Raw genomic sequence first — 24,173 nt, forward strand, 5'->3', positions numbered from 1 at the left:
CTTCGGTTGAAAATCTCTATCAAAGAATAAGGGGTCAGGCGAGCGATTCGATCATGGCCGCGAGTTCCGCTCCGGAAAGCGGTTCCCGGGCCACCACGAAGATGGTGTCATCTCCGGCGATCGTGCCCACGATGTCCGGCATCGAGGACCGATCCAGTGCGCTCGCGAGGTAGTGCGCGGCTCCTGGCGGTGTCCGCAGAATCGCCATGTTGCCGCTGAAATCGGTGGAGACCAGCAGCTCACCCAACAGCCGTGACAGTCGGTCGGTACCGCCGGACACACCGCGTACGGGGTTCCCGTCCTCCGGCACCACGTAAACACCGGCGCCGCCGTCAGCGGCACGCAGTTTCACCGCTCCCAGCTCTTCGAGGTCACGCGAGAGCGTCGCCTGCGTCGCTTCGATGCCCTCGGCACCGAGCAACGCCGCCAGCTCCGTCTGACTTCGGACGGGGTGAGCCGCCAGAAGCGCGATGATGCGCGACTGGCGACCAGCCCGAGTGGGAGCGACGCTCACGCCGGGTCCAGTTGGGTTCGCTGTTCCAGCAGCCACACGAGCAATGCCTTCTGGGCGTGCAGGCGGTTCTCCGCCTCGTCCCAGACAACACTCTGCGGCCCATCGAGAACCTCGTCGGTGACCTCTTCGCCGCGATGTGCGGGCAGGCAGTGCAGGACGACAGCCTTCGGATCTGCCTGTGCGAGCAGCTCCCTGTTGATCTGGAACGGACGGAAAGGTCCGACCCGATCGAGTCCGTCGTTCTCCTGACCCATCGAGGTCCAGGTGTCGGTGACCAACGCGTCGGCGCCGACGACGCCGGCCTGCGGGTCCTGCGTCAGCGTGATGGTCGCGCCGGTTTCCTCGGCGCGTTTGCGTGCTGCTGCCACTACCCAGTCCGCCGGTTCGAAGCCCGCGGGGCTGGCAATGGTGACGTCGATGCCTGCGGTGACTCCGCCGAGCATCAGTGAGTGAGCCATGTTGTTGGCACCGTCGCCCAGGTAGGTCAGCTTCAGTCCCTTGAGCTCACCCTTCTGCTCGATCAGCGTTTGCAGATCGGCCAGAACCTGACAGGGGTGAAACTCGTCCGACAACGCGTTGACGATGGGAATTGTTGCGCCCGTTGCCATCTGCTCCAGGCGCTTCTGGCCGAACGTGCGCCACACGACGGCGTCGACGTAGCGGGAGAGAACGCGTCCGGTGTCCGCCAGCGTCTCTTCACGCCCGAGTTGGGTGCTGCGCCCGTCGACGACGACGGCGTGGCCGCCCATCTGTGCGATGCCCATCTCGAACGAGAAACGTGTACGCGTCGAGTTCTTCTCGAAGATGACGCCGACTCCGCGGGGACCCTCGAGCGGACGCCGAGCGAACGGGTCCTTCTTGAGAATCGCAGCGAGTTCCAGAACTTCGGCCTGCTGCGCCGGAGTCAGATCGTCGTCCCTGAGAAAGTGTTTCACCACGGTAGTCACTTCTCCCCCGGCTGGTCAGCCGATAGTGCACTGTCGAAGATGGCAGGTAGTGCTGCCACGAAGGTTTCGGCCTGCTCATCCGTGAGGATCAGCGGCGGCGCCAACCGGATTACTCCGGGTTGCGCTGCATTCACAAGGTACCCGGCTTCGCGGGCAGCATTTTCCACCGCCGGCGCGACGTCCCCGGTCAGCACGACACCCAGCAACAGTCCTGATCCCCGTACGTAGTCGACCAACGGATGGCCCAGATCTTCGATGCCCGCCGAGATCGACTTACCCAAACTGTCCGCGCGCGAGATCAGGTCCTCCGCTGCAATGGTTTTCAGCACGGCAAGCGCCGCCGCGGCGCACACCGGATTTCCACCGAACGTCGTTCCGTGCTTGCCCGGCCCGAACAACTCTGCCGTTGCCCCGGTCGCGATGCAGGCGCCGATCGGCATTCCGCCGCCGAGCCCCTTCGCAAGAGTGATGATGTCGGGAACGATCCCGACCGCCTGATGGGCGTAGAACCAGCCCGTCCGGCCGATGCCGGTCTGCACTTCGTCGAGTACGAGAAGCGCACCGCGTTCGGCGGTGATCCGCCGAGCCTCCACGAGGTATCCCTCAGGTGGCACCACGACGCCGCCCTCACCCATGATCGGTTCGAGGAACACAGCGGCGGTGTCGGAATCGACGGCCCGCTCGAGTGCCTCGACGTCGCCGTACGGCACGAACTCGACACCGGCAGGCATCGGTTCGAACGGCGCCCGCTTGGCCGGCTGACCCGTCAGAGCGAGTGCCCCCATCGTGCGACCGTGGAAAGAGCCCTCGGCCGCGATGATCTTCTTCCGGCCGGTGGCGCGAGCCAGCTTGAAAGCAGCCTCGTTCGCCTCGGTACCGGAGTTGCAGAAGAACGCGCGCCCGCTCACGTTGCCGAGATGAGCGAGCAACTGCTCCGCCAACTCGACGACCGGCTCGCTGGCGTACAGGTTGGACACATGGCCCAGTGTCGACAACTGAGTCGTGACGGCTTCGACGACGGCCGGATGCCCGTGTCCGAGGATGTTGACGGCGATTCCGGCCAGGAAGTCGACGTACTGTTTGCCGTCGGCGTCGGTGAGTACGGCCCTGTCACCGCGAACGAGAGCAACCCGGGGTACGCCGTAGTTGTTCATCAGCGAAGCGGACCACCGCTGCTGGAGATCGATCGTGCTCATGAGGTAACTCCCTGCTGGGGACCGGCGACCGAGGAGCCCGGCACGACCATCGTGCCGATTCCTTCGCCGGTGAAAAGTTCGAGTAGGACTGAATGTTCGAGCCGGCCGTCGATCACGTGCGCCGACGGCACACCTCCGCGCACCGCGCGAAGGCAGGCCTCCATCTTGGGCACCATCCCGGCATCGAGACTCGGCAACAACTGCGCAAGGGCGTCTGTGTCGATTTCGGTGGCCAGCGAGGATCGGTCCGGCCAATCGGTGTACAGGCCTTCGACATCGGTGAGGACAACGAGCTTCTCCGCACCGATCGCCTCGGCCAGTGCCGCAGCAGCGGTATCGGCGTTGATGTTGTGGACAACACCGTCGGCGTCGGGTGCGATGGTCGAGACCACCGGAATACGTCCTGCCGCAATGAGATCGAGTACCGCGTCCGGATTCACCGTGGTGACGTCACCGACCAGACCGATGTCCGTCTGTTCGCCCTCCACTGCGACCGTGCGTCGCGTGGCGGTGAACAGGTGCGCATCTTCGCCGGAAATGCCGACCGCGTAAGGACCGTGCGCGTTGATCAGGCCGACGAGTTCACGGCCCACCTGACCGAAAAGCACCATCCGAACGACGTCCATCACCTCGGGCGTCGTCACACGGAAACCACCGCGGAACTCACCCTTCATGCCAAGGCGTGCCAGCATCGCGTTGATCTGCGGGCCACCGCCGTGAACGACGACAGGATGGATGCCGACAGTCCGCAGAAAAGCCATGTCGGCAGCAAATGCCGTCTTGAGCGTCTCGTCGATCATGGCGTTTCCGCCGTACTTGACCACGACCACCTTGTCGCGGAATCGCTGCAGCCACGGCAGCGCTTCGGCAAGGACATGTGCCTTCTGATGCTCGCTGATCACGGGATACGTCTCGGTCATGACGAGTACGCGGAGTTCTCTTCGACGTAGGCGTGCGAGAGGTCCGTCGTGCGAATGCTCACGGACTCGTTGCCGATTCCCAGATCGATGTCGAGTTCGATGTCGATCCCGCTCAGGTCCACCTCACGTGCTCCCGGAGCACCGACGCCGTCGATGCAGACCGGACTCCCGTTGAAGGACACACTGATTCGATCTGGATCGAGCTCGATGGGAGCGATACCCACTGCGGCGAGGACGCGGCCCCAGTTGGGATCGGATCCGAAAAGCGCCGTCTTGACCAGGCTGTCCCGAGCAATGGTCCGGGCGCCGATCAGCGCGTCGGACTCGGACGCTGCACCGCGAACCGTCACCTTGACCCGCTTGGTGACACCCTCGGCGTCTGCCATCAGCTGATCGGCGAGGTCGTCACACACTGCGAATACTGCGGCGTTGAGCTCGTCCTGGGTCGGCGTCACACCGCTGGCACCGGAGGCCAACAGCAGCACCGTGTCGTTGGTCGACGTCGCGCCGTCGACGTCGAGACGATCGAAGCTCAGGTGGGTGGCGGCGCGCAACGCGGTGTCGAGCTGCTCGGCCGTTGCGACAGCATCGGTCGTGACGACGCACAGCATGGTGGCCAGCGCAGGCGCGAGCATGCCTGCGCCCTTGGCCATTCCGCCGACGTTCCACTTGTTCGCGTGGTGCAGCGACGCCTGCTTCGGCACGGTGTCCGTGGTCATGATCGCGTATGCCGCGTCGGTGCCGCCGGAGATTCCGCCGGCGAGTTCGTGCACGACCTCGGTGACACCGGGGATCAGCTTGTCCATGGGCAACCGGTCACCGATGAGTCCGGTGGAACAGACGGCGACCTCGATCGCGCCCGTCTCGGTTCCCCAATTGCTCAGTGCCGAAGCAACTTCCTCGGCAGTCTTGTGTGCATCCTGGAATCCACCCGCGCCTGTGCAGGCGTTCGCGCCGCCCGAGTTGAGCACCACCGCGCGCAGCTTGCCCGTCGTCAAGACCTGCTGCGACCACAGCACCGGAGCGGCCTTGACCTTGTTCAGGGTGAAGACGCCGGCAGCGGCCAGATCAGGGCCCTCGTTGAGCACCAGTGCGAGGTCCGACTTGCCACTCTTCTTGATACCGGCAGCAATTCCGGCACCGCGGAATCCGGCAGGTGCGGTGACGCCCTGTGTACGGAGCAGACGTCCCCCGGCGACGTGAACCACGTCGGATTCGGTTACGTTGTCGATCTGCTGCGGATTGTCGGTGCTCACGGAGCTACTCCCACGGTAGAGAGACCTGCGGTCTCGGGTAGGCCAAGGGCAAGGTTCATCGATTGCACGGCGCCACCGGCGGTGCCCTTGGTGAGATTGTCGATTGCCGAGATGACAACGAGCTGACCGGCGTCGGCATCCACAGTGACCCCGATCTGTACGGCGTTGGATCCGATCACAGCGCCGGTCTGCGGGAAGACCCCGGCAGGCAGCACATGGATGAACGGCTCGTCGTTGTATGCCTTTTCGTAGATTTCGCGAGCCTGCTCTTCGGTCGCGGTGGTGGCCGCCGTGCAGGTCGCGAGGATACCGCGCGGCATGGGTGCGAGGACTGGAGTGAATGACACACTGATGTCCTTGCCGCCAGCGGCCGAGAGATTCTGAATGATCTCGGGGGTGTGGCGATGGACGCCACCGACGCCGTACGCGCGGACCGAGCCCATGACCTCCGAACCCAGCAGATCGGCCTTCGGTGCCCGGCCGGCGCCCGAAGTGCCACTGACCGCAACTACGTTGACGTGTGAGTCCACGATCCCCGCAGCAACGGCGGGGGCCAGCGCGAGACTCGCTGCCGTCGGGTAGCAGCCCGGAACGGCGATGCGGGTTGCGCCTACCAATTTCTCGCGGGCACCGGGCAGCTCAGGAAGCCCGTAGGGCCAGGTACCGGCATGAGTGCTCTTGTAGTACTTCTCCCAGGCCGCGGGATCTTGCAGCCGGAAGTCCGCGCCACAGTCGATGATGACCGTCGATTCGGGCAGCAGCTTGGCGTACTGCGCTGAATTGCCGTGTGGGAGACCGAGGAAGACGACGTCGTGGCCCGAGAGAACTTCGACAGTGGTCTCTTCGAGTACCCGCGATGAGAGTGGGAGCAAGTGGGGGTGATGCTCACCGAGCGTCGAACCGGCGTTGCCACCGGCGGTCAACGAACCGATCACCAGACTGCCGTCGGCATAGGAGGGGTGCCCGAGAAGCAGACGCAGAACCTCACCACCGGCGTACCCACTGGCGCCGGCAACGGCGACTCTGATCGGCTTGCGTGCGTTCTCGGTCGTACCACCTTCAGTCATGTCACACAGTATGCATCATTGTGCATCGGAATGCATAATTACTTACCCATGGATCGTCGGATCTCCTCGAGCTTGGCTTTTGCAGCCTTCTGGCGCTCGTCCCACTGCTCGTCGACGGACTTTCCGGCAGGGCTCTCGTGTGCCAGCTCGGCCGAACCGACTGACGTTCCGAAGCGCCCCTCTATCTTCTCCCTAACACGGTCGAAAGTGGGGACTCCCCCTTCGGTGTAGTCGGGCTCGGGGATTCTCGGATCGGTGGCAAGGACCACCGGGACGTCGATGATCTCGTCGACCTCCACGACGGTGTCCGGCAATTCGACCTCTTCGGCGTCGGTGATCGTCTCCTGGTCCTCGGCACGGTTCGACCCGAAACTCGCAGCGGCCGTGTCCACCACGGAGAGAAGCACCGACAAGCTCGGACGACGCTCGACCACTGCGCGAACAACCGCGAGGAAGTCCTTGTCGTCGAGCACATTGGCGGCTTCGACTACTTGGTGTACAGAAATACCGGGTGCTGAGCCACCGTGTTCGGACCCATCGTTCTCGGACCCATCGTTCTCGGACCCATCGTTCTCGGACCCATCGTTCTCGGACACTGCCAGTCCCTTCTCGAAACGTCGACGGACAACTCCGATACTTCCACGACTGTCTGCCGAAGGGGTCAGCGTGAGTCGAGGTAAGCGGCAAACGCGTCTTCGCTCGAATATTCGGGGACGTATCCGAACTGTTCCTTGAGCCGTCGATTGTCGAGAACCGGCCGGTACTGAAGAAATCCGACCCGCTCCGGACCGTGTTCCGTCAAACCCAATCGCCGTCCGACGCGTAGAACGCCCCGGAGGAGCCACGCAGGAAGCGTCACCGTGCCCTTGCCCATCCGGGAAGCCAACTCGTCGACTGTCAGCGAACCGTCGCCCGCGACGTTGAAGATGCCCACCTGCTTTCCGGTCACTGCCTCTGCGAATGCTCCCGCCACATCGGTATGCCAGACGAACACGAAAGGGCTGTCACTCCCCGCGACCTTGAGCAGCTTGCGGCGATCGAACAACGCGGTGATCTGGTTGTCGACGCTCTCACCCAAGATCGTGCCGATCCGGAAGACAACTTGCTCCAACTGCGGATGTACGACGCGATACTCGGCGAGCATCTCCTCGACCAGGCGTTTGTGCCGACTGTAAGTGAATTCTTCGTTGCCTCGAACGGGAATGTCTTCGGTGATCCACGCCGGGCTGTCCGCGTGGTAGCCGTACGCCGCCCCGGACGAAGACACGACAATCCGTCCAACCCCATGTTCGATGCAGGCCGCGAGCACGTTTCGTGTCCCGTCGACGTCGACGCGATACTCCTGCTCCGCTGTCGTGTTCTTTCCGGGATTCACGATGGACGCAAGGTGGATCACGACGTTCGGTCGGTGCTCACCGAACACCCTCTCCAATTCTGCGGGGTCGCACACGTCCGCTCGAACGCGGTGGACTCGATCGTCCGGTGTTGCCTTCACCGTGAGGTCGGCACAGACGACGGTGATGCCTCGTGCGATCAGTGCGTCGATGACAGCCGTGCCCAGAAACCCGTTCCCGCCCGTTACCAGTGCGACAGTCATGCCGCTACCACCTTTCTGGTACGACGCTTGGACCAAATCGTCGCCAAAGCCAACCCGGCGATGATGTCCCAGATCCCCCACCAGCCGGCCACGACGGCCATACCGCCGAGCCCGTCGAAGAACGTGAATACCAATCCGAGGCCCAGTCCGGCGTTGCGGATGCCGACCTCGAACGAAACTGCACGACGGCTGTATTCGTTCAACCCGGTGACGGCGCCGCAGAAGTATCCCAGTGCAAGGGCAACCGTGTCGTGCAGGAAGACCGCAAGCAGTACCACCCCGATGTAGTCAACGAAGTACGACGCGTTCCCCGACACCCCCGCAACGATGAAGATCAAAAGCGCCACCAACGCGCCGTTTTTCACCCACGGCTGCGCTTTCGCGGCGATCTTCGGGAACTTTCGTGCCGCCCAGATGCCGACAACAAACGGCACACCGATTATGAGCGCGATTTGAACGACCATCTCCAGCGCATTCAAATTCACCGACTGCAACAGCGCGTCGGTCTCCGAGCGTCGGCTCCCCCAGAAGGCGAGATTGAGCGGCATGAGGAAGATTGCGAGGACGTTCGACACCGCCGTCATGGACACCGAGAGCGCGACGTCGCCGCCCGCCCGGTGAGTCAGGACGTTCGAGATGTTTCCTGGTGGGCAGCACGCGACCAGGATCATGCCGAGCGCTACCGACGGAGCCGGCGAGAGGATCAGAGTCAGGGCAAAAGTCACTGCCGGCAGTAGCACGAACTGAGCAGCGATACCCACCGCCATCGCCTTGGGTTCGGTCAGCGCACGACGGAAGTCGTCGACCGAGGTGTCGAGGGCGATCCCCAGCATGATCGCGGCCAGCACCGCGTTGAGGATCATCAACGATCCCGGATTGAAGTTGAGCACCACCTCATCGATCGGCATCAGTGTCGTCCCTTCGCCAGAGCCGTATCGAGCAATCCGATGTGCCGCTTGATCGCCGACCGGTAGGCGTCCTTGTTCACGTAGTAGGCCATTCGCCCCAGCTTCAGGTACTTGTATCCCCCGGACAGATCTGGAGGTGGACCGGCCGCCGCTGCCGAGAATTCGCGTGCCGCGGCGGGAGCCTCGGTACGTGCCGTGATCAATTTGGCCACCAACTCTGCTTGCTCGAAGCGGCCCTGCCACCCGAGCCCGGAAGCTTCGACCATTCCGAGAACGAAGAGATTCTCGTGGCGACGACTTGCTACGTTGAGGAACAGGTCAGGGGCAGCGTCCGACCAGTTCAGGTCCTCGCGCGCGATAAAGGGGTAGTCGAGGTGATACCCCGTCGCGCAGAGGACGAGGTCGTAGTCGGCGGACGACCCGTCGACAAAACGAACCGTCTTTCCCTCGAACCGATCGACGTCGGCGCGTACGTGCACGTCACCGTGCCCGACGTGGTGCAGGATCAACGAGTTCACGACCGGGTGCGATTCATAGATTTTGTAGTCCGGTGCCGGAAATCCGAACCGCACCGGATCTCCCGTGAACTGCTTGAGCACCAGCGTGTCGATGCGTTGTTTGATCCACGGCGGCAACGGCTTTCCCTCATTCAAGGTGTCCGAGGGACGGCCGAACAGATACTTGGGAACGAAGTAGTAGCCTCGCCGAACGCTCAGGTCGACGGACTCTGCCTGGTGGACGGCATCAACTGCGATGTCGCATCCACTGTTGCCCGCTCCGATGACCAGCACCTTCTTACCGCGGAAGATCTCGGCGCTGCGGTACTCGCTCGTATGCATCAACGTGCCGGTGAAGTCGCCGCGGAAAGTCGGCATGTTCGGTTTCGACAGAGTTCCGTTTGCGATGATCACGCCTCGGTACCGCGCAACTGTTGTCTCACCGCTGCGACTGCGCGTGGTGACCTGCCACAGCGAATCGACGGGTGAGACGTCGACGACAGAAGTACCGAAGGTGAAGTGCCTCCGAAGATCGTGAGTGTCGGCGTAGTCGCGGAAATACTCGGCGAGTTCGACGTGGCTCGGGTAGTCGGCCACCGAATCCGCCATCGGCAACTCCGCGAATGCGGTGGTGCTCTTCGACGAAATGAGGTGTGCCGACTCGTAGACGGTGCTGTGCGGGTTGTCGATGTCCCAGAGCCCACCGACGTTGTCGTGGCTCTCGAAGCCGTCGAACGCTATCCCTGCCCGATCGAGGTTTCGCGCACCGGCCAATCCAGACGGGCCCGCTCCGATCAGCGCGTACTTGTCCTCTGTGATCATCCGTCGAGCGTCGCAGATAGTCCGAATCTTGCAGCAATATGCCGGATAATGACGTTATGAGCGCACTGAATGCCGGCAACGGTCGCGGGATAGATGAAATCGATCTGAGGATAATCAATGCGCTTCAGCTCGCACCTCGATCCACGTGGCTTTCGTTGGCCGGACCACTCGAACTCGATGCCGCGACTCTCGCCCGGCGCTGGAATCGACTCTCCGAATCGTCGTTGGCTTGGGTCACGGTCACTCCGGGTCCACAGGTACTGGGCAACATCGTCACAGCGATCATCGAAATCGATTGCTCACCCGCACTTCTCGACGCTGTCGCGGCACGTCTGACTGGCTTGGCCCACGCCGTGACGATCGAAGCATCAACGGGCAGAGCAGATCTGCTCGTCACGGCCGGTACTGCGGACTTGGCGTCGATGTCACGTTTCATCTCGGAGGAGGTCGCAACGATCGACGGCGTGTTGGCGCTGCGCACGTCTGTCATCACACGCTGGTTCACCGAAGGAGGTCGTTGGCGACTCAACGCGCTGGCGCCTGCCGAGCGCGGTGTCCTGACCACTGGTGACACACGTCAAGCCGGAAGAACACGCACAGTCGGCATCTCGGAACAGGATCGCAAGGTTCTGACAATGCTCGCCTACGACGGGCGCACCCCCATGCGGGAGCTGGCGGACGCGATCGGTGTCAGTCCCGCTGCGTGCAAACGCCAGATCGACCGGCTCACGTCCTCCGGTTTGGTGGCGCTGCGGTGTGAATTCGCCCGTCCACTGGCCGGGCTTCCCGTGCTTGCCACCCTGTGGTGCCGCATCGAACCTGAACTCCTCGATAACGCGGGTCGAGTACTGAGTCGAGCGCCGGAAGTTCGGAATTGCTTCGCCGTGGTCGGCGCAGAAAACCTTGTGGTTCAGTTGTGGCTGCATTCTCCTGCAGAACTCGATGCCTTCGAAATTCGCCTGCGGCAAGAATTCCCAGGGCTCCACGTCGGCGAACGGTCGATCGTCCTCTACTTACGCAAACTGCTCGGTCACGTACTCGATCAAAACGGACGCAGGACATCGACGATCGCCCCGGATGTGTGGTTGCCGAGCCGCACCGAATCACCGGGAAATCGATAGCACGAAAGAGCCCACGACCACCAGGGATGGTCGTGGGCTCTGTGATCAGTTGGGGAAATCAGCCCCTCATCTGCGCACCGACAGCCTTGGAAGCCGCCTCCACTGCCGCATCACGCGCGGCACTGGCCTCGCCCTCGGTCAGCGTGCGGTCGACGCCGCGGAAGCGCAATGCGAACGCGAGCGACTTGCGGCCTTCACCGACCTGCTCACCTTCGAAGACGTCGAACAGACGGATGTCTTCGAGCAATTCCCCACCCCCGGAACGCAGAGCTTCCTGCACCTTGGCTGCCGGAATGTCGCGATCGACAACAACCGCCACATCCTGGAGCACCGCGGGGAACGGCGAAATGCGCGGCGCGGGCAGGTTCTCGACCAACGGCAAAGCGTCGAGGTCGATTTCCAGTGCGCAGGTACGCGCAGGCAGTCCGGCACGCTCGAGAACGGCCGGGTGCAATTCGCCGGCGTGACCGACAACATTGCCATCAACCAGTACCTCGGCGCAGCGGCCGGGATGCCACGGCAAGTATTGCGCCGCACGCAGTTCCACCTCGACGCCTGCTGCAGCCGCGATGACCCGCACTGCTGCAAAAGTGTCAGAAGCCTCGGCCTGACGACCCAGCCCCCAGGGGCCGCTCGGCTCCCGCAATCCACTCAGCACAGCAGCGATGTGAACGGGCTGCGCCGGCAACGACGCGATCAGGTTCGCGATCTGCTCATCTGTCGGACGGCGATCGACCGGCAATGCATCCACGGGCTTGGTGTCGGCGCCCGGCAGCACGACCTGCGCGATGCCGTACAGCGACAGATCACGCTGACCGCGAGAAGCGTTGCGAGCCAAGATCTCCAGCAGACCCGGAAGCAGAGTTGTCGCCAACTCCGGACGATCGGCTTCGAGCGGGTTGAGAACCTTGCTGGTGTTACGGCGCGGGTCGTCCGCGTCAAGGCCCCAGATGTCGAAGACGTTGGTGGGCAGGAACACCGGAGGAAGGATCTCGACGTAGCCTGCATGAGCGAGAGCCTTCGAGACCGTGCGCTTGCGCCTCTGCGACGCAGTCAATCCGCGTCCGGCCGGAGCGACGGGAAGGACCGACGGGATCTGCTCGAGACCTTCGAGACGAAGTACTTCCTCGACGAGGTCTGCAGGCTGCACCAGGTCCGGGCGCCACGACGGCGGCGTCGCGACCAACTGGCCGTGTCCCTCTTCGCTGACGCCTACCTCGACGTTGCACCCGACCTGGGTGAGACGGCGAGCGGCAGTGCCGTTGGGGTACGTGACTCCGGCGACACGGTCGGGCAGGTCGATATCCATGCGAATGGCAGCGCGAGGGGCGACGTCACCCACGTCGGTCAGGACCGGTTCGATCCGTCCGCCGGCAATCTCGACCAGCAGAGCGGCTGCGCGATCGACAGCCGCGAGCGGAATCGCCGGATCGACGACGCGCTCGAAACGCTTGCTCGCCTCACTCGGCAGCTTGTGTCGACGCGCTGTCTTGAAGACTGCGAGCGGATCCCAGGTAGCTCCTTCGAGCAGGATGTCCGTCGTTGCCGTTCCCACCTCGGTGGTAGCGCCACCCATGACGGCCGCCAGAGAGATGACTCCGGAATCGTCGGCAATGACAACGTCTTCGGGATCGAGCGTGCGTTCGACGTCGTCGAGCGTCGTCAGCTTCTCCCCCGCCTTGGCGCGACGGACCACCAGGTCGCCCTGCACCGCGGTCGCATCGAACGCGTGCAGAGGCTGACCGAGTTCGAGCATCACGTAGTTGGTGACGTCGACGGCCGGCGAGATCGGGCGAACACCGGAGAGCAGCAGCCGACGCTGCAGCCACCACGGGCTCACTGCCTCGGGATCGATTCCCGTGATCTTGCGCATCACGAAACGCGAGGCCTTGGACTCCGGTTCGAGATGCACCGGCCATGCTTCACCCTCGGCCGGGTGCGCGGGAACCGAAGCGGGATCGGCGTATTCGAGATCGAAACCGCAGGCAAGTTCGCGCGTGAGGCCGCGGACCGAGAAGCAGTAGCCACGGTCCGGGGTGATGTTCAGTTCGATGATCGTGTCACCGAGACCGAGTAACTCGTTGCCATCTGCGCCGGGTTCGGCGGTACCTGGTTCGAGCACCAGGATGCCCGAATGATCCTTGCCGATACCGAGTTCCGAGACCGAGCAGATCATGCCGTCGGAAACCTGGCCGTAGGTCTTGCGAGTGGCGATTTCGAATCCACCGGGCAGCACCGCGCCGGGCAGCGCAACGACGACGAGGTCACCCTCGTTGAAATTGCGCGCGCCGCAGACGATGCCGCGAGGCTCGGGCTCGCCGACCTCGATCTGACAGAAGCGGATCGGCTTCTTGAACTCGGTCAGTTCGGTGATGGAGACGACCTTGCCGACGACCAACGGGCCGTCGATCGCCTCGAGTGTGTCGAGTTCCTCGACTTCGAGTCCCACCCGGACGAACCCGGCATCCAACTCTTCCGGGGTCACCTCCCAGTCCGGAGTTGCCCGCTGCAGGATCTCGGTCAGCCAGGATTGCGCTACTCGCACGTCTGCTCAGCTCTCTCGTATGTCGATAGTCTTGTGAAGGTTCCGCGTACCGGGGATTCGAGTACCGGGCTGGTCAGCCTGCGACACCGAAGGGCAGCGTGAAACGCACGTCGCCCTCGACGATGTCACGCATGTCCGGGATGCCGTTGCGGAACTGCAGGGTCCGCTCGAGGCCCATTCCGAATGCGAAACCCGAGTACTCGTCGGGATCGATTCCGCTGGCGCGCAGAACGTTCGGATTGACCATGCCGCAGCCACCCCACTCGACCCAGCCGGCGCCGCCCTTCTTGTTCGCGAACCAGACGTCGACCTCTGCCGACGGTTCCGTGAATGGGAAGTAGTTGGGGCGCATACGGGTACGCGTCTCGGGACCGAAAAGGGCGCGAGCGAACGCGTCGAGAGTTCCGCGCAGGTTGGCCATCGTCAAGCCCTTGTCGACGGCCAGTCCTTCGACCTGCGAGAAGACAGGCGTGTGCGTCGCATCGAGTTCGTCGGTGCGGAACGTGCGACCCGGGCACACCACGTAGATCGGCACCTCACGCGAGAGCATGGTGCGGACCTGCACGGGTGAGGTGTGGGTGCGCAGCACCTGGCGAGAGTTCTCGGGCGCCAGGTGGAAGGTGTCCTGCATCGTGCGGGCAGGGTGATCCGGCAAGAAGTTGAGCGCGTCGAAGTTGAAGTGCTCGGTCTCCACCTCTGGGCCCTCGGCAACTTCCCAACCCATCGCGACGAATACGTCGGCGACCTGCTCGGAAATCAGGCTGATGGGGTGACGCGCACCGACAGGGTAGCGATCGGAGGGCAGAGTGACGTCGATTGCCTCGGCTACCAACACCGCGGCGTCGCGCTCGGCGAGAAGGACCTCACGACGAGCGTCGTACGCGTTGTTGATCCGGGTGCGGAAGATGTTGACGCGCTTGCCTGCGTCCGCCTTTTCCTTGCCCGGAAGGCTGCCGAGTCCCCGGCGAGCGAGGGCGATCGGGGACTTGTCCCCCAGATGCTCCACCTTGACGTGCGCCAGCGCATCCAGGTCAGCGGCGTCCGCGAGCGCTTTCTCGGCATTCTCAGCCGCAGCGGTCAGCGCCTCTTCGGTGAGCACACTCGCGTCGACCTCCGGCGGTGTCGCGCCCTCATTTTTGGCCACGGCTGTGACACTCCTGTCGCTTCTCGGTTAGCTTCTCGTCTTGTATTGTCTCAGGCTTCCGCAAATGGGATTCCGTGAGGTCTTCGCGCGCGTTTTCAGCTGCGATCGGTCGTGCGATTCTGCACCCGCGCGCTTGCGTACAGGCAAATTGCCGCCGCTGTCGCAAGGTTCAGACTTTCGGCGCGGCCGTGGATCGGAATCCGCACCCGATGATCCGCCTGCGCTGCGATCGCCGGATCGAGACCGTGAGCTTCATTGCCGAACAGCCAGGCCGTCGGCTTGCTCAGCAACTCGTCGGCCTCGTCGAGATCGACCTCGCCGTCTGCCGCGGTCGCGAGAATTTGTATACCGGCGGCGCGAATCTGCTCGATCACCGACACCGCGTCTCGTTCGCGAACAACCGGCAGGTGAAAGAGGCTGCCCGCCGACGAACGAACCACCTTGCCATTGTGCGGATCGACGCTGTCACCGGCGAGGATTGCCGCATCGGCACCCACCGCGTCGGCGATGCGAATGACGGTGCCGGCATTGCCTGGTTCGCTGACCTCGACCGGCACCGCGAGCAGGCGGGTGCCCTGGTTGACGGCTGCGCTCAGCGGTACATCGAGGAGATCACTGACGGCAACAAGTCCGGGCGGCGTGACGGTATCGCTCAGAGCTTTGATTGCCCGATCGGTGACAAGAGAAACGCGAACTCCAGCGGTCAGCGCCCGATCGATGACGTGCTGATACCGCTCGGCTGCGTCCTCTGTGTAGAAGAGGTCGTGCACCGGGCGGTTCTCGCCGTTCGAGAGCGCACCGTTCAACAGTTCGGTGACCGAGTTCTCACCCTCGACGAGGAAACGTCCTGCTTTACGTCGTTCTGCTGTGCGCAGGAGCTTGACAGCAGAAACGACCCGCGGAGTCCGCTCGGTGAGCGGGTCCACGGGCCGTTGCTGTGATGCGTGAATCAGGCTGCTTCTCCGGCGGGAGCGTTCACGTCAGCCGGCAGAGCCGCCTTCGCGAGCGCGACCAGACCGGCAAATGCCTCGGCGTCAGAGACGGCGAGCTCGGCCAGGATCTTGCGGTCGACCTCGACCTCGGCCAGACGCAGGCCCTGGATGAGGCGGTTGTACGTGATGTCGTTGGCGCGAGCTGCAGCGTTGATACGCGTAATCCACAGCTTGCGGAACTCACCCTTGCGTGCACGACGGTCGCGGTATGCGTAGACCAGCGAGTGGAGCTGCTGCTCCTTGGCCTTGGTGTACAGACGTGAACGCTGTCCACGGTAGCCGCTGGATGCAGCAAGAATTGAACGACGCTTCTTCTGGGCGTTAACCGCCCTCTTTACGCGTGCCACGTGAAAATCCTGTCAATCTTGGGGCTGTGAAACTCAGACGCCCCGGGTGGTCAGTAAGGGGGGCGACTCAGATGCCGAGCATGCGCTTGATGCGCGGAGCGTCGTCAGGGCTGACAACGGCGACACCGTCGAGGCGACGGGTAACCCGGCTCGACTTGTGCTCGAGAAGGTGGCGACGGCCGGCCTTCTGGCGCATGAGCTTGCCGGTGCCGGACACCTTGAATCGCTTCGAGGCGCCGCTGTGGCTCTTCATCTTGGGCATGGAGTCCTCAGTTCTTGTTACGTGGTGGATCGTGGGAAATCGACTAGCTGGTCGGAGCCTCGGGGGCTGCGTCGCCGGTCGCCGGTGCGGCTTCAGTCGCGGCCGGAGCTGCTTCAGTCACGGCCGGAGCTGCTTCACTCGTCGCCGGAGCCGGACGCGGAGCGGCCTGCGCCACTGGTGCCTGGGCACTCTCCTGCGCCTTGACGCGAGTCTTGGCGCCCTTGTGCGGTGCCAACACCATCGTCATGTTTCGGCCGTCCTGCTTAGCCGAGGTCTCGACGAAGCCGAGATCTGCGACGTCTGCTCCCAGACGCTGCAGAAGGCGGTAGCCGAGCTCGGGACGTGACTGCTCACGCCCGCGGAACATGATCGTGACCTTGACCTTGGAACCGGCTTCGAGGAAGCGAACAACATTGCGCTTCTTGGTCTCGTAGTCGTGAGCGTCGATCTTGGGTCGGAGCTTCTGCTCCTTGATGACCGTCAGAGTCTGGTTCTTGCGAGACTCACGGGCCTTCTGTGCAGCCTCGTACTTGAACTTGCCGTAGTCCATGATCTTGCAGACCGGTGGACGGGCATCGGGAGCTACCTCGACCAGGTCGAGGTCGGCCTCGAGGGCCAAGCGGAGTGCATCTTCAACACGCACGATGCCTACCTGCTCGCCGCCAGGTCCGACCAAACGGACCTCGGGGACGCGGATACGATCGTTGATGCGGGTCTCAGTGCTGATGGGGCCTCCTAGGTTGAACGGTGCGGTCTTCATGACCGCACGCAGCCCGTACCGCCCGCACCCCAACAAAAAGCCCCGCTCCGATGATTTCTCATCTGCGGGGCCCGATGTCGACCGATCACACAAGATCCAGCTCACGCCGAAACTTGTCTCCTCAACTGGGTGAGGAACCTGACGAAGCGGTTAGGCTTCGATAATCAGGTGACCGGAACCTCTGAACTGCAGTTCTACCTGCCGCGCAGAGGTGGGAGTCGGGCTCCACTTGCTGCCCCCGAACAGGTCGGAGGCGGTCGTTGCAACAAGAGTAACAGGTCGCCACAGATGAAAGAAATCGGTACCGGTCTCCCACAGCGGGGAGAGGCCCGATTCAACACCATCACGGCCTGATGGAATCCTTACTTCCATGAGTGAGAACTTCGAGGCAGATCAGAACACCGACGGCGCGAATCCCGACGTCCGCGAACTCTCCGAAGTTCCCGCGGTGGAGGTCATCAGCCGCGCCGCAGTGATGCTGATGAGTTCGGCGGCCGAAAAACTCGGCCTCTCCGACGCCGACCCGTCTTCCAGCCCCTACCTCGACCTCGACGAAGCACGTCGAGTCATCACCGCGCTTGCCGGACTGGTGACTGCGTCGGTCGAATACCTCGGCCCCCACGCCGGCCCCATCCGTGAAGGCCTCCAAGCCTTGCAGCGCGCATTCCGCGAGGCCTCTTCGCACCCGGACGAGCCAGGAAAGGGACCGGGCGAGAAGTTCACCGGCCCGGTCTACTGAGTTGGCAACCGCCAACAAGACTCAACCGACACCCGAGGACGTCGACGCGTTCATTTCCCGCGTCGACGATCGCAAGCGCGCTGACAGCCTGGAGTTGATCTCCTTGCTGTCGGCTGTCACTGCCGAGCCTGCTGTCATGTGGGGCTCGAGCATCATCGGATTCGGGGCACGGCACTACCGGTATGCGAGTGGCCACGAGGGAGACACTCCACTGATCGGATTCTCCCCCAGGGCCACCGCACTCACGTTGTACTTGTCGCTGAACTTCGGCGACTACACGGACACACTCGCGCGCCTCGGCAAGCACAAGATCGGCAAGGGCTGCCTGTACCTCAAGCGTCTGAGCGACGTCGACATGGCGGCCCTGACCGAACTGATCACGGATTCCGTTGCCGCGGCCCGCAACATGACCGACTGAAGCAGTCACCTTCGCGGCGTGACAGGCCGAGCGTCTTCCGGCGGTTGCCCGAACACGGTCGAATCCCGCGGGGTGAAGTGTTTGTTCGTCAACGTGGCCCGACGCATTCGGTCCAGTCGAAACCAGCGCACGGCGTCGCGCTGCCGACACCAGCCGATAAGAAACCACTGTCCACGGTCCTGCGCCAGAATGTGCGGTTCGACCGCCCGTTCCGACTCCGAACCGTCCCGGTCCACATAGTGCAACGACACGACTCGGCTCTGTTCGAGACCCTGCTCAACTGCCTGCCGGTTCGCACGCGAATCCGCCACTGCCCTGCCGTCGCCACGGATCCACACACGACCACCGAGTTCGGCGACCTTACGACGACTCTCCTCGTCCATCACGTCGAGCAGTTTTGCCAGCGCCGCACGTCCATCTTGCGCAAACGGAGCATCGCCGGCCGCAGTCAAGGCCAACGCGATTGAAACCGCTTGCGGAACAGTGAAATTCACCGGAGGTAGTGTCGCGCGGCCCACGAGTCGGTAGCCACCGCCGGGGCCTGAGCGTGCCTCGATGGCCGCGCCCGACATCATCAGAGTCTCGATATCCCGCTTGATCGTTCGGGTGGTGACACCGAATTCCTCGGACAATCGGGAACACGTAGTCCCTCGATCGCCCTGTCGCCGAAGTTCCTCGACAAGAGCATGCAATCTCGCAGCTCGATTCACACCCACGAGTGTCTCAGAATTCGATACCAAACGGTGACATAATCGGTGACACTCTGTTGTCACCAACCCGGCTGCACAGTGAGTACATGAAAACTCACATCGTTCTTGTCCCCGGATTCTGGCTCGGTTCATGGGCTTGGGATGCAGTCCTCCCTCACCTCGAGCGTTCCGACACCCGCGTGACCAGCCTGACGCTGCCCGGACTCGACGCAGTCGATGCAGATCGATCAGCGGTCACCTTCGACGCCCACGTCCGCGCAGTCATCGACGCTGTCTCGGATTCCGACGAACGCACGGTCCTGGTCGTTCACAGCGGCGCCGGCCCGGTGGGGTACGCGGTCACCGATCGCGTCCCGGATCGCGTCGCTCGGATCGTCTACGTCGACTCGGGTCCGATGCCCGACGGCGCGGCGCTGCGACCCGATTTGGCCGCCGATGTCGTCGAGATACCGCTCCCGACGTGGGCAGAACTCGAAGCAGACGGCAGCAGCCTCGAAGGACTCGACGAGAAAGCTCTCGAGGCGTTTCGCGCCAACGCCGTCCCCGAACCGGCCGGACCGGCCCGTGAGCCGATTGTCCTGACAAATGAGAAGCGCTATCAGGTGCCGTCCACCGTTGTTTGCAGCACGTTCCCGTCCGCGGTGATCGCCCAAATGGCCGACGGTGGCCACCCGATGGCCGTCGAGCTGGCGAAACTTCCGGTGACCTACGTCGATTTCCCGACCGGCCACTGGCCGATGTGGTCGCGCCCCGAAGATCTTGCACAGGTGATCCTCGAGGCCACCACTTCCTGACCGACAGAGCAGTGATGCCGGGTCGGATTCCGACCCGGCATCACTGACCGACTTCTGCTAGCTCACGGAAGCAGCTTTCTTCCGTGGCGCAGCCTTCTTTGCTGCAACTGCCTTCGTCGCACGCTTCTTGGTGATCGGCTTGGCCTTTGCCGGCGCGTGCTGCGCGGTGAGAACTTCACTGAGGAACTTGCCCGTGTAGCTCTCGGGGACCGCGGCAACATCCTCCGGAGTACCTTGCGCCACAACGGTTCCGCCGCCCGATCCACCTTCGGGCCCCATGTCGACGACCCAGTCCGACGTCTTGATCACGTCGAGGTTGTGCTCGATCACGATCACGCTGTTGCCCTTGTCGACCAGACCGTTGATCACGATCAGGAGCTTGCGGATGTCCTCGAAATGCAGACCCGTGGTGGGTTCGTCGAGGATGTACACGGTGCGACCGGTCGACCGTTTCTGCAATTCGGCGGCGAGCTTGACGCGTTGCGCCTCACCACCGGACAAAGTGGGAGCCGGCTGACCCAGTCGCACGTAGCCCAGGCCGACGTCGACCAGAGTCTTGAGGTACCGGTGGATGGAGGTGACCGGTTGGAAGAACTCGGCTGCTTCCTCGATAGGCATGTCGAGAACCTCGGCGATCGACTTGCCCTTGTAGTGGACCTCGAGTGTTTCGCGGTTGTACCGAGCGCCGTGGCACACCTCGCACGGCACGTACACGTCCGGCAGGAAGTTCATCTCGATCTTCAGCGTTCCGTCGCCGGAGCACGCCTCGCAACGTCCGCCCTTGACGTTAAATGAGAACCGGCCGGGCTGGTATCCGCGGACCTTCGCTTCCGTGGTGGCTGCGAAGAGGGTTCGGATCTTGTCGAACACACCGGTGTACGTCGCCGCATTCGATCGTGGAGTCCGGCCGATCGGAGACTGATCGACCTGCACGAGTTTGTCCAGCTGATCGAGACCGTTGATTCGTGTGTGACGGCCAGGCACCTGGCGTGCACCGTTGAGCTTGTTCGCCATGACTGTCGCGAGAATGTCGTTGACCAACGTCGACTTACCCGAACCGGAGACGCCGGTGACAGCGGTGAGAACGCCCAGGGGGAAGCTCACGTCGATGCCGTCGAGATTGTGCTCGCGAGCTCCGACGACCGTGACCTGACGCTTACGGTCCACCGGCCGACGAATGGCCGGAACCTCGATGAAGCTGCGACCCGACAGGTAAGCGCCGGTCAGGGACTCTTCACACGTCAGCAGTTCTTCGTACGGTCCGCTGTGGACGACCTTGCCGCCATGCTCGCCGGCATACGGTCCGATGTCGACCACCCAGTCAGATGTACGGATCGTGTCTTCGTCATGCTCGACCACGATCAGCGTGTTGCCGAGGTCGCGCAAGCGCGTCAGGGTTTCGATCAGTCGCCGGTTGTCGCGTTGGTGAAGACCGATGGACGGCTCGTCGAGTACGTACAGCACGCCGACGAGTCCGGATCCGATCTGTGTTGCCAAGCGGATTCGCTGGGCTTCGCCACCGGACAACGTGCCCGCGGCACGCGAGAGGGAAAGGTATTCCAGGCCGACGTCGAGCAGGAACCCGAGGCGCGCCTGAACTTCCTTGAGGACCTGACCCGCAATGGCCTCTTCGCGCGAACCGAGAGTGAGGCTGTTGAGGAAGTCCGCGCAATCGGAGATCGAGAGCTCACAGACCTCGGCGATGGACTTGCTGCCGAAATCCCCCGCCGCGATGGTCACGGACAGGATTTCCGGACGTAGGCGAGCTCCACCACAAGCCGGGCACGGGGTGTCGCGCATGTACCCGTCGTAGCGTTCCTTCATCTGATCGGATTCGGTCTGCTCGAGCCGGCGGTGCAAGAACGGCATCACACCTTCGAACTCCGCGTAGTACGAACGGGTACGGCCGTACCGATTCTTGTACCGGACGTGAACCTGCTCCTCGCTACCTTCGAGGATTGCTTTGCGGGCCTTCGCCGGCAACTTGTTCCACGGCGTTTTCATGTCGAAACCGAGGATGTCGCCGAGGCCGGACAGCAACCGTCCGAAGTACTCCGAACTCTGGCCCATCGACCACGGCGCGATTGCTCCGTCTTCGAGACTCAGGTCTGGATCGGGAACCACCAGATCCGGGTCGACCTCCTTGCGGATACCGAGGCCGGTGCATTCGGGGCAGGCGCCGTAGGGCGAGTTGAAGGAAAACGAGCGCGGTTCGAGATCGTCGATGGCGAGTGCGTGACCATTCGGGCAGGCCAGCTTCTCGGAGAATCGGCGCTCCCGATCAGGTGCATTTTCCTCGCGGTCGACAAAATCGAGGACGACGATGCCTTCGGCCAATCGAAGAGCGGTCTCGACCGAGTCGGTGAGGCGCTGCTTCGAGCTCGCCTTGACCTGCAAGCGGTCGACAACGACTTCGATGTCGTGCTTTTCCTGCTTCTTGAGCTTCGGCGGATCCGCGAGCGAGTGAACGACACCGTCGACGCGCACTCGCGAATAGCCCTGGGTGTTGAGCTGATCGAAGAGATCGACGAACTCGCCCTTGCGTGTACGAACCACCGGTGCGAGGACCTGGAACTTGATGCCCTCTTCCATCTCGAGCACCTGGTCGACGATCTGCTGAGGCGTCTGACGTGCGATCTTCTCACCACACACCGGGCAGTGTGCCGAACCTGCGCGGGCATAGAGGAGTCGGAGGTAGTCGTAGACCTCGGTGATGGTGCCTACCGTCGAACGCGGATTGCGGTTGGTCGACTTCTGGTCGATCGACACTGCAGGAGACAATCCTTCGATGAAATCCACATCCGGCTTGTCCATCTGACCGAGGAACTGACGCGCGTATGCCGAGAGCGACTCGACATAGCGGCGTTGCCCTTCGGCGAAGATCGTGTCGAAGGCGAGGCTGGACTTGCCGGAGCCGGACAACCCGGTGAAGACGATCAGGCTGTCTCGCGGGAGGTCGAGATCGACTCCTCGCAGATTGTGCTCACGCGCACCCCGCACGATCAGGCGATCCGCCACACCAATTCCCTTCATTGTCAATCATCTGGGGCCGTCCCCCCGGAGAAGTCTCGAGTGCCCTCGCAAATGCGAGTCCTCGATCGATCGTCATCGTAGGCCGAGCCACCGACACGTTTTCCTCACCAGGCGAGCCCATCGCTCTACCTGCCCCTATTCGAAGGTAGCCTGCGTTTCATGACGAATCAGCCCATCGTGATCGACGACTCCTACACCGGTCAGGTCTCCCCCGATTCTGCCCCTCAGCGGCGCACAGTCGAAGGCGCCGTCATCACGAAGATGTCGGTCGGCCCCATGGACAACAACACTTACCTCGTCGTCTGTTCCACGACCGGGAAATCCCTCCTGATCGATGCGGCCAACGAAGCCGAGAAGATCATCGCGCTCATCGAACAGGAAGCACCTGTTTTCGATTCCATCGTCACCACCCACCAGCACGGCGATCACTGGTTGGCCTTGCAGGACGTCCACGCTGCAACCAAGGTGCCGACCGCCGCGCACCCTCTCGACGCGGAGGTCCTTCCCGTCACCCCGGACGTTCTCCTCGAAGACGGCGACAAGGTGACAGTTGGCAATCTGAGCCTCGATGTCATTCACCTGTCCGGCCACACACCCGGCTCCATTGCACTGGCTCTCACCGAACCGAGCGGACAGGTTCACCTCTTCACCGGTGATTCACTCTTCCCTGGTGGTGTCGGAAAGACCGCCGACCCCGAGAAGTTCACTTCCCTGCTCGACAACGTGGAAACCAAGCTGTTCGGAAGGTACGACGACGCGACCGTCGTCTACCCCGGGCATGGCAAGGACACGACGCTCGGCGCCGAGCGCCCGCACTTGGCGGAGTGGCGCGAACGCGGTTGGTGACGTCTCACCCGTCTGAACTGGATCCCGCTAGTCGACTCGTTCACTTCTGACCGGTTCACCATTGACTCGAAGTCGCGGGAGCCAGGTCGTCAGAGTCCGGCCCAGGCCTTCGACCATCCGTTCACCGAACACACACAACGTGCGCTCCCACGGATGGCCGAAGGTTCCTTCTGTGAAATCGTCGCGCCCGAATACGTAGTAATCGCCGTTCGGATAGACCGGGACGCGCCACTCCGCCAACTCCTGCGCAGCGGCATGTGCCTCCGCGTCGAAGGTGTAGCCCGGATGCTGCCAGTCCAGTACGACGAAGTTGGGATCGTCGTTCCAACCGGTGACAAAACAGCGCAACGCTTCGGCGTTGATCGCATCGACGCGGGCGGCACACGCCCCTGGAGTCGCAGATGGCGCCGCGCCCAAATCGAAGACCACGGACGGTGTCGGCTCGGCGATGGCGGGCCAAGATCGTGCGTCGATGCCGGGGGTGAATCCGAAGCGGGCGCGAAACATCGCCCAGTTTCGCTCGTTCTCCTCAGCTGAGAGTTGTCCCCAACCGGCGGGAAGGGTCGAGCCGAAGTTCTGTGTCATCTTCGTGGTCACCACACAATGGTGGTCGATCGGTCTGCGCTGTGTGGCACCTTCGAACACGCCGTGTGCGGATACGCGGTAACGGATACTTCCGAACGGGGTGTCCGAACCCACAACGAAGTCATCGACGCAGGACAGCGGGTTTCGGCGACC

The 24,173-nt window shown here is 63.1% G+C and carries 24 protein-coding genes; 5 read left to right on the forward strand and 19 right to left on the reverse strand.

Annotation, left to right across the window (positions count from 1 at the left end):
• Positions 1-34: 34 nt before the first annotated feature.
• The 10 genes from QM716_RS24375 to QM716_RS24420 form a co-directional block, all read right to left on the reverse strand.
• Entirely contained in the window at positions 35-514 is a 480-nt protein-coding gene (locus QM716_RS24375; RefSeq protein WP_020907875.1) for an arginine repressor, read from the reverse strand.
• Positions 511-1,461: an ornithine carbamoyltransferase gene (gene argF, locus QM716_RS24380; protein ID WP_283306720.1), complete on the reverse strand. Its 951-nt coding sequence runs from the start codon at positions 1,459-1,461 to the stop codon at positions 511-513. Before argF ends, QM716_RS24375 begins: the two co-directional genes overlap by 4 nt.
• Entirely contained in the window at positions 1,458-2,657 is a 1,200-nt protein-coding gene (locus QM716_RS24385) for an acetylornithine transaminase (RefSeq protein ID WP_283306721.1), read from the reverse strand. Before QM716_RS24385 ends, argF begins: the two co-directional genes overlap by 4 nt.
• Positions 2,654-3,577, reverse strand: a complete 924-nt coding sequence (gene argB / locus QM716_RS24390) for an acetylglutamate kinase (RefSeq protein WP_283306722.1) — start codon at positions 3,575-3,577, stop codon at positions 2,654-2,656. Before argB ends, QM716_RS24385 begins: the two co-directional genes overlap by 4 nt.
• On the reverse strand, positions 3,574-4,785 hold the full coding sequence (gene argJ / locus QM716_RS24395) for a bifunctional glutamate N-acetyltransferase/amino-acid acetyltransferase ArgJ (RefSeq protein ID WP_020907877.1): 1,212 nt from the start codon (positions 4,783-4,785) through the stop codon (positions 3,574-3,576). Before argJ ends, argB begins: the two co-directional genes overlap by 4 nt.
• Positions 4,786-4,829: 44 nt before the next feature.
• Positions 4,830-5,900, reverse strand: coding sequence for an N-acetyl-gamma-glutamyl-phosphate reductase (argC, locus tag QM716_RS24400; protein ID WP_283306724.1), 1,071 nt, complete (start codon positions 5,898-5,900; stop codon positions 4,830-4,832).
• Positions 5,901-5,938: 38 nt separating this feature from the next.
• Positions 5,939-6,496, reverse strand: coding sequence for a hypothetical protein (locus tag QM716_RS24405; RefSeq protein ID WP_283306725.1), 558 nt, complete (start codon positions 6,494-6,496; stop codon positions 5,939-5,941).
• Between the two features lie 65 nt (positions 6,497-6,561).
• Entirely contained in the window at positions 6,562-7,497 is a 936-nt protein-coding gene (locus QM716_RS24410; protein ID WP_283306727.1) for an SDR family oxidoreductase, read from the reverse strand.
• Positions 7,494-8,405 (reverse strand): bile acid:sodium symporter family protein, encoded by a 912-nt coding sequence (locus tag QM716_RS24415; protein WP_283306728.1) that lies wholly within the window; start codon positions 8,403-8,405, stop codon positions 7,494-7,496. Before QM716_RS24415 ends, QM716_RS24410 begins: the two co-directional genes overlap by 4 nt.
• Entirely contained in the window at positions 8,405-9,724 is a 1,320-nt protein-coding gene (locus QM716_RS24420) for a flavin-containing monooxygenase (RefSeq protein ID WP_283306729.1), read from the reverse strand. The genes QM716_RS24415 and QM716_RS24420 overlap by 1 nt, the downstream gene beginning before the upstream one ends.
• A gap of 56 nt (positions 9,725-9,780) precedes the next feature.
• Between QM716_RS24420 and QM716_RS24425 the strand changes: the two genes are divergently transcribed.
• Positions 9,781-10,845, forward strand: coding sequence for an Lrp/AsnC family transcriptional regulator (locus QM716_RS24425; protein WP_283306730.1), 1,065 nt, complete (start codon positions 9,781-9,783; stop codon positions 10,843-10,845).
• Positions 10,846-10,903: 58 nt separating this feature from the next.
• Here the strand turns inward: QM716_RS24425 and pheT are convergent, their stop codons facing one another.
• The 6 genes from pheT to infC all read right to left on the reverse strand — a co-directional run bounded on the left by pheT (position 10,904) and on the right by infC (position 16,895).
• Positions 10,904-13,390, reverse strand: coding sequence for a phenylalanine--tRNA ligase subunit beta (pheT, locus tag QM716_RS24430; RefSeq protein ID WP_283306732.1), 2,487 nt, complete (start codon positions 13,388-13,390; stop codon positions 10,904-10,906).
• A 73-nt stretch (positions 13,391-13,463) separates the two neighbouring features.
• Positions 13,464-14,534 carry a phenylalanine--tRNA ligase subunit alpha gene (gene pheS / locus QM716_RS24435; protein ID WP_047888963.1) on the reverse strand — a complete coding sequence of 357 codons (1,071 nt, stop codon included), beginning with the start codon at positions 14,532-14,534 and terminating at the stop codon, positions 13,464-13,466.
• Positions 14,535-14,629: 95 nt separating this feature from the next.
• Positions 14,630-15,460 carry a TrmH family RNA methyltransferase gene (locus QM716_RS24440; RefSeq protein ID WP_283306734.1) on the reverse strand — a complete coding sequence of 277 codons (831 nt, stop codon included), beginning with the start codon at positions 15,458-15,460 and terminating at the stop codon, positions 14,630-14,632.
• A gap of 23 nt (positions 15,461-15,483) precedes the next feature.
• Entirely contained in the window at positions 15,484-15,873 is a 390-nt protein-coding gene (gene rplT / locus QM716_RS24445) for a 50S ribosomal protein L20 (RefSeq protein ID WP_230813251.1), read from the reverse strand.
• Between the two features lie 67 nt (positions 15,874-15,940).
• The gene (gene rpmI, locus QM716_RS24450; RefSeq protein WP_230813252.1) at positions 15,941-16,135 is read right to left on the reverse strand and encodes a 50S ribosomal protein L35; all 195 of its coding nucleotides are present in this window, start codon (positions 16,133-16,135) and stop codon (positions 15,941-15,943) included.
• A gap of 43 nt (positions 16,136-16,178) precedes the next feature.
• Positions 16,179-16,895: a translation initiation factor IF-3 gene (gene infC, locus QM716_RS24455; RefSeq protein WP_283306735.1), complete on the reverse strand. Its 717-nt coding sequence runs from the start codon at positions 16,893-16,895 to the stop codon at positions 16,179-16,181.
• Between the two features lie 370 nt (positions 16,896-17,265).
• On the opposite strand from infC, the gene QM716_RS24460 reads away from it, so the two are divergent.
• Together QM716_RS24460 and QM716_RS24465 are read left to right on the forward strand one after the other, a co-directional pair.
• Positions 17,266-17,634 (forward strand): DUF1844 domain-containing protein, encoded by a 369-nt coding sequence (locus QM716_RS24460; protein ID WP_020907885.1) that lies wholly within the window; start codon positions 17,266-17,268, stop codon positions 17,632-17,634.
• A gap of 1 nt (position 17,635) precedes the next feature.
• Complete coding sequence (locus QM716_RS24465; protein ID WP_283306737.1) at positions 17,636-18,052, forward strand: DUF1801 domain-containing protein; 417 nt, start codon at positions 17,636-17,638, stop codon at positions 18,050-18,052.
• A 5-nt stretch (positions 18,053-18,057) separates the two neighbouring features.
• Here the strand turns inward: QM716_RS24465 and QM716_RS24470 are convergent, their stop codons facing one another.
• The gene (locus QM716_RS24470; RefSeq protein ID WP_283306738.1) at positions 18,058-18,768 is read right to left on the reverse strand and encodes a helix-turn-helix transcriptional regulator; all 711 of its coding nucleotides are present in this window, start codon (positions 18,766-18,768) and stop codon (positions 18,058-18,060) included.
• Between the two features lie 80 nt (positions 18,769-18,848).
• Between QM716_RS24470 and QM716_RS24475 the strand changes: the two genes are divergently transcribed.
• Positions 18,849-19,556: an alpha/beta fold hydrolase gene (locus QM716_RS24475; RefSeq protein ID WP_283306739.1), complete on the forward strand. Its 708-nt coding sequence runs from the start codon at positions 18,849-18,851 to the stop codon at positions 19,554-19,556.
• A gap of 57 nt (positions 19,557-19,613) precedes the next feature.
• On the opposite strand, the gene uvrA is transcribed toward QM716_RS24475, so the two are convergent.
• Positions 19,614-22,574, reverse strand: a complete 2,961-nt coding sequence (gene uvrA, locus QM716_RS24480) for an excinuclease ABC subunit UvrA (RefSeq protein WP_020907888.1) — start codon at positions 22,572-22,574, stop codon at positions 19,614-19,616.
• A 174-nt stretch (positions 22,575-22,748) separates the two neighbouring features.
• Between uvrA and QM716_RS24485 the strand changes: the two genes are divergently transcribed.
• On the forward strand, positions 22,749-23,435 hold the full coding sequence (locus tag QM716_RS24485; RefSeq protein WP_283306740.1) for an MBL fold metallo-hydrolase: 687 nt from the start codon (positions 22,749-22,751) through the stop codon (positions 23,433-23,435).
• 27 nt (positions 23,436-23,462) lie between these two features.
• On the opposite strand, the gene QM716_RS24490 is transcribed toward QM716_RS24485, so the two are convergent.
• The gene (locus QM716_RS24490; protein WP_283306741.1) at positions 23,463-24,032 is read right to left on the reverse strand and encodes a DUF2716 domain-containing protein; all 570 of its coding nucleotides are present in this window, start codon (positions 24,030-24,032) and stop codon (positions 23,463-23,465) included.
• Positions 24,033-24,173: the final 141 nt, after the last annotated feature.

This window comes from Rhodococcus sp. IEGM 1409 (assembly GCF_030056735.1).
In the GTDB taxonomy this organism is placed as follows: Bacteria; Actinomycetota; Actinomycetes; order Mycobacteriales; family Mycobacteriaceae; genus Rhodococcus_F.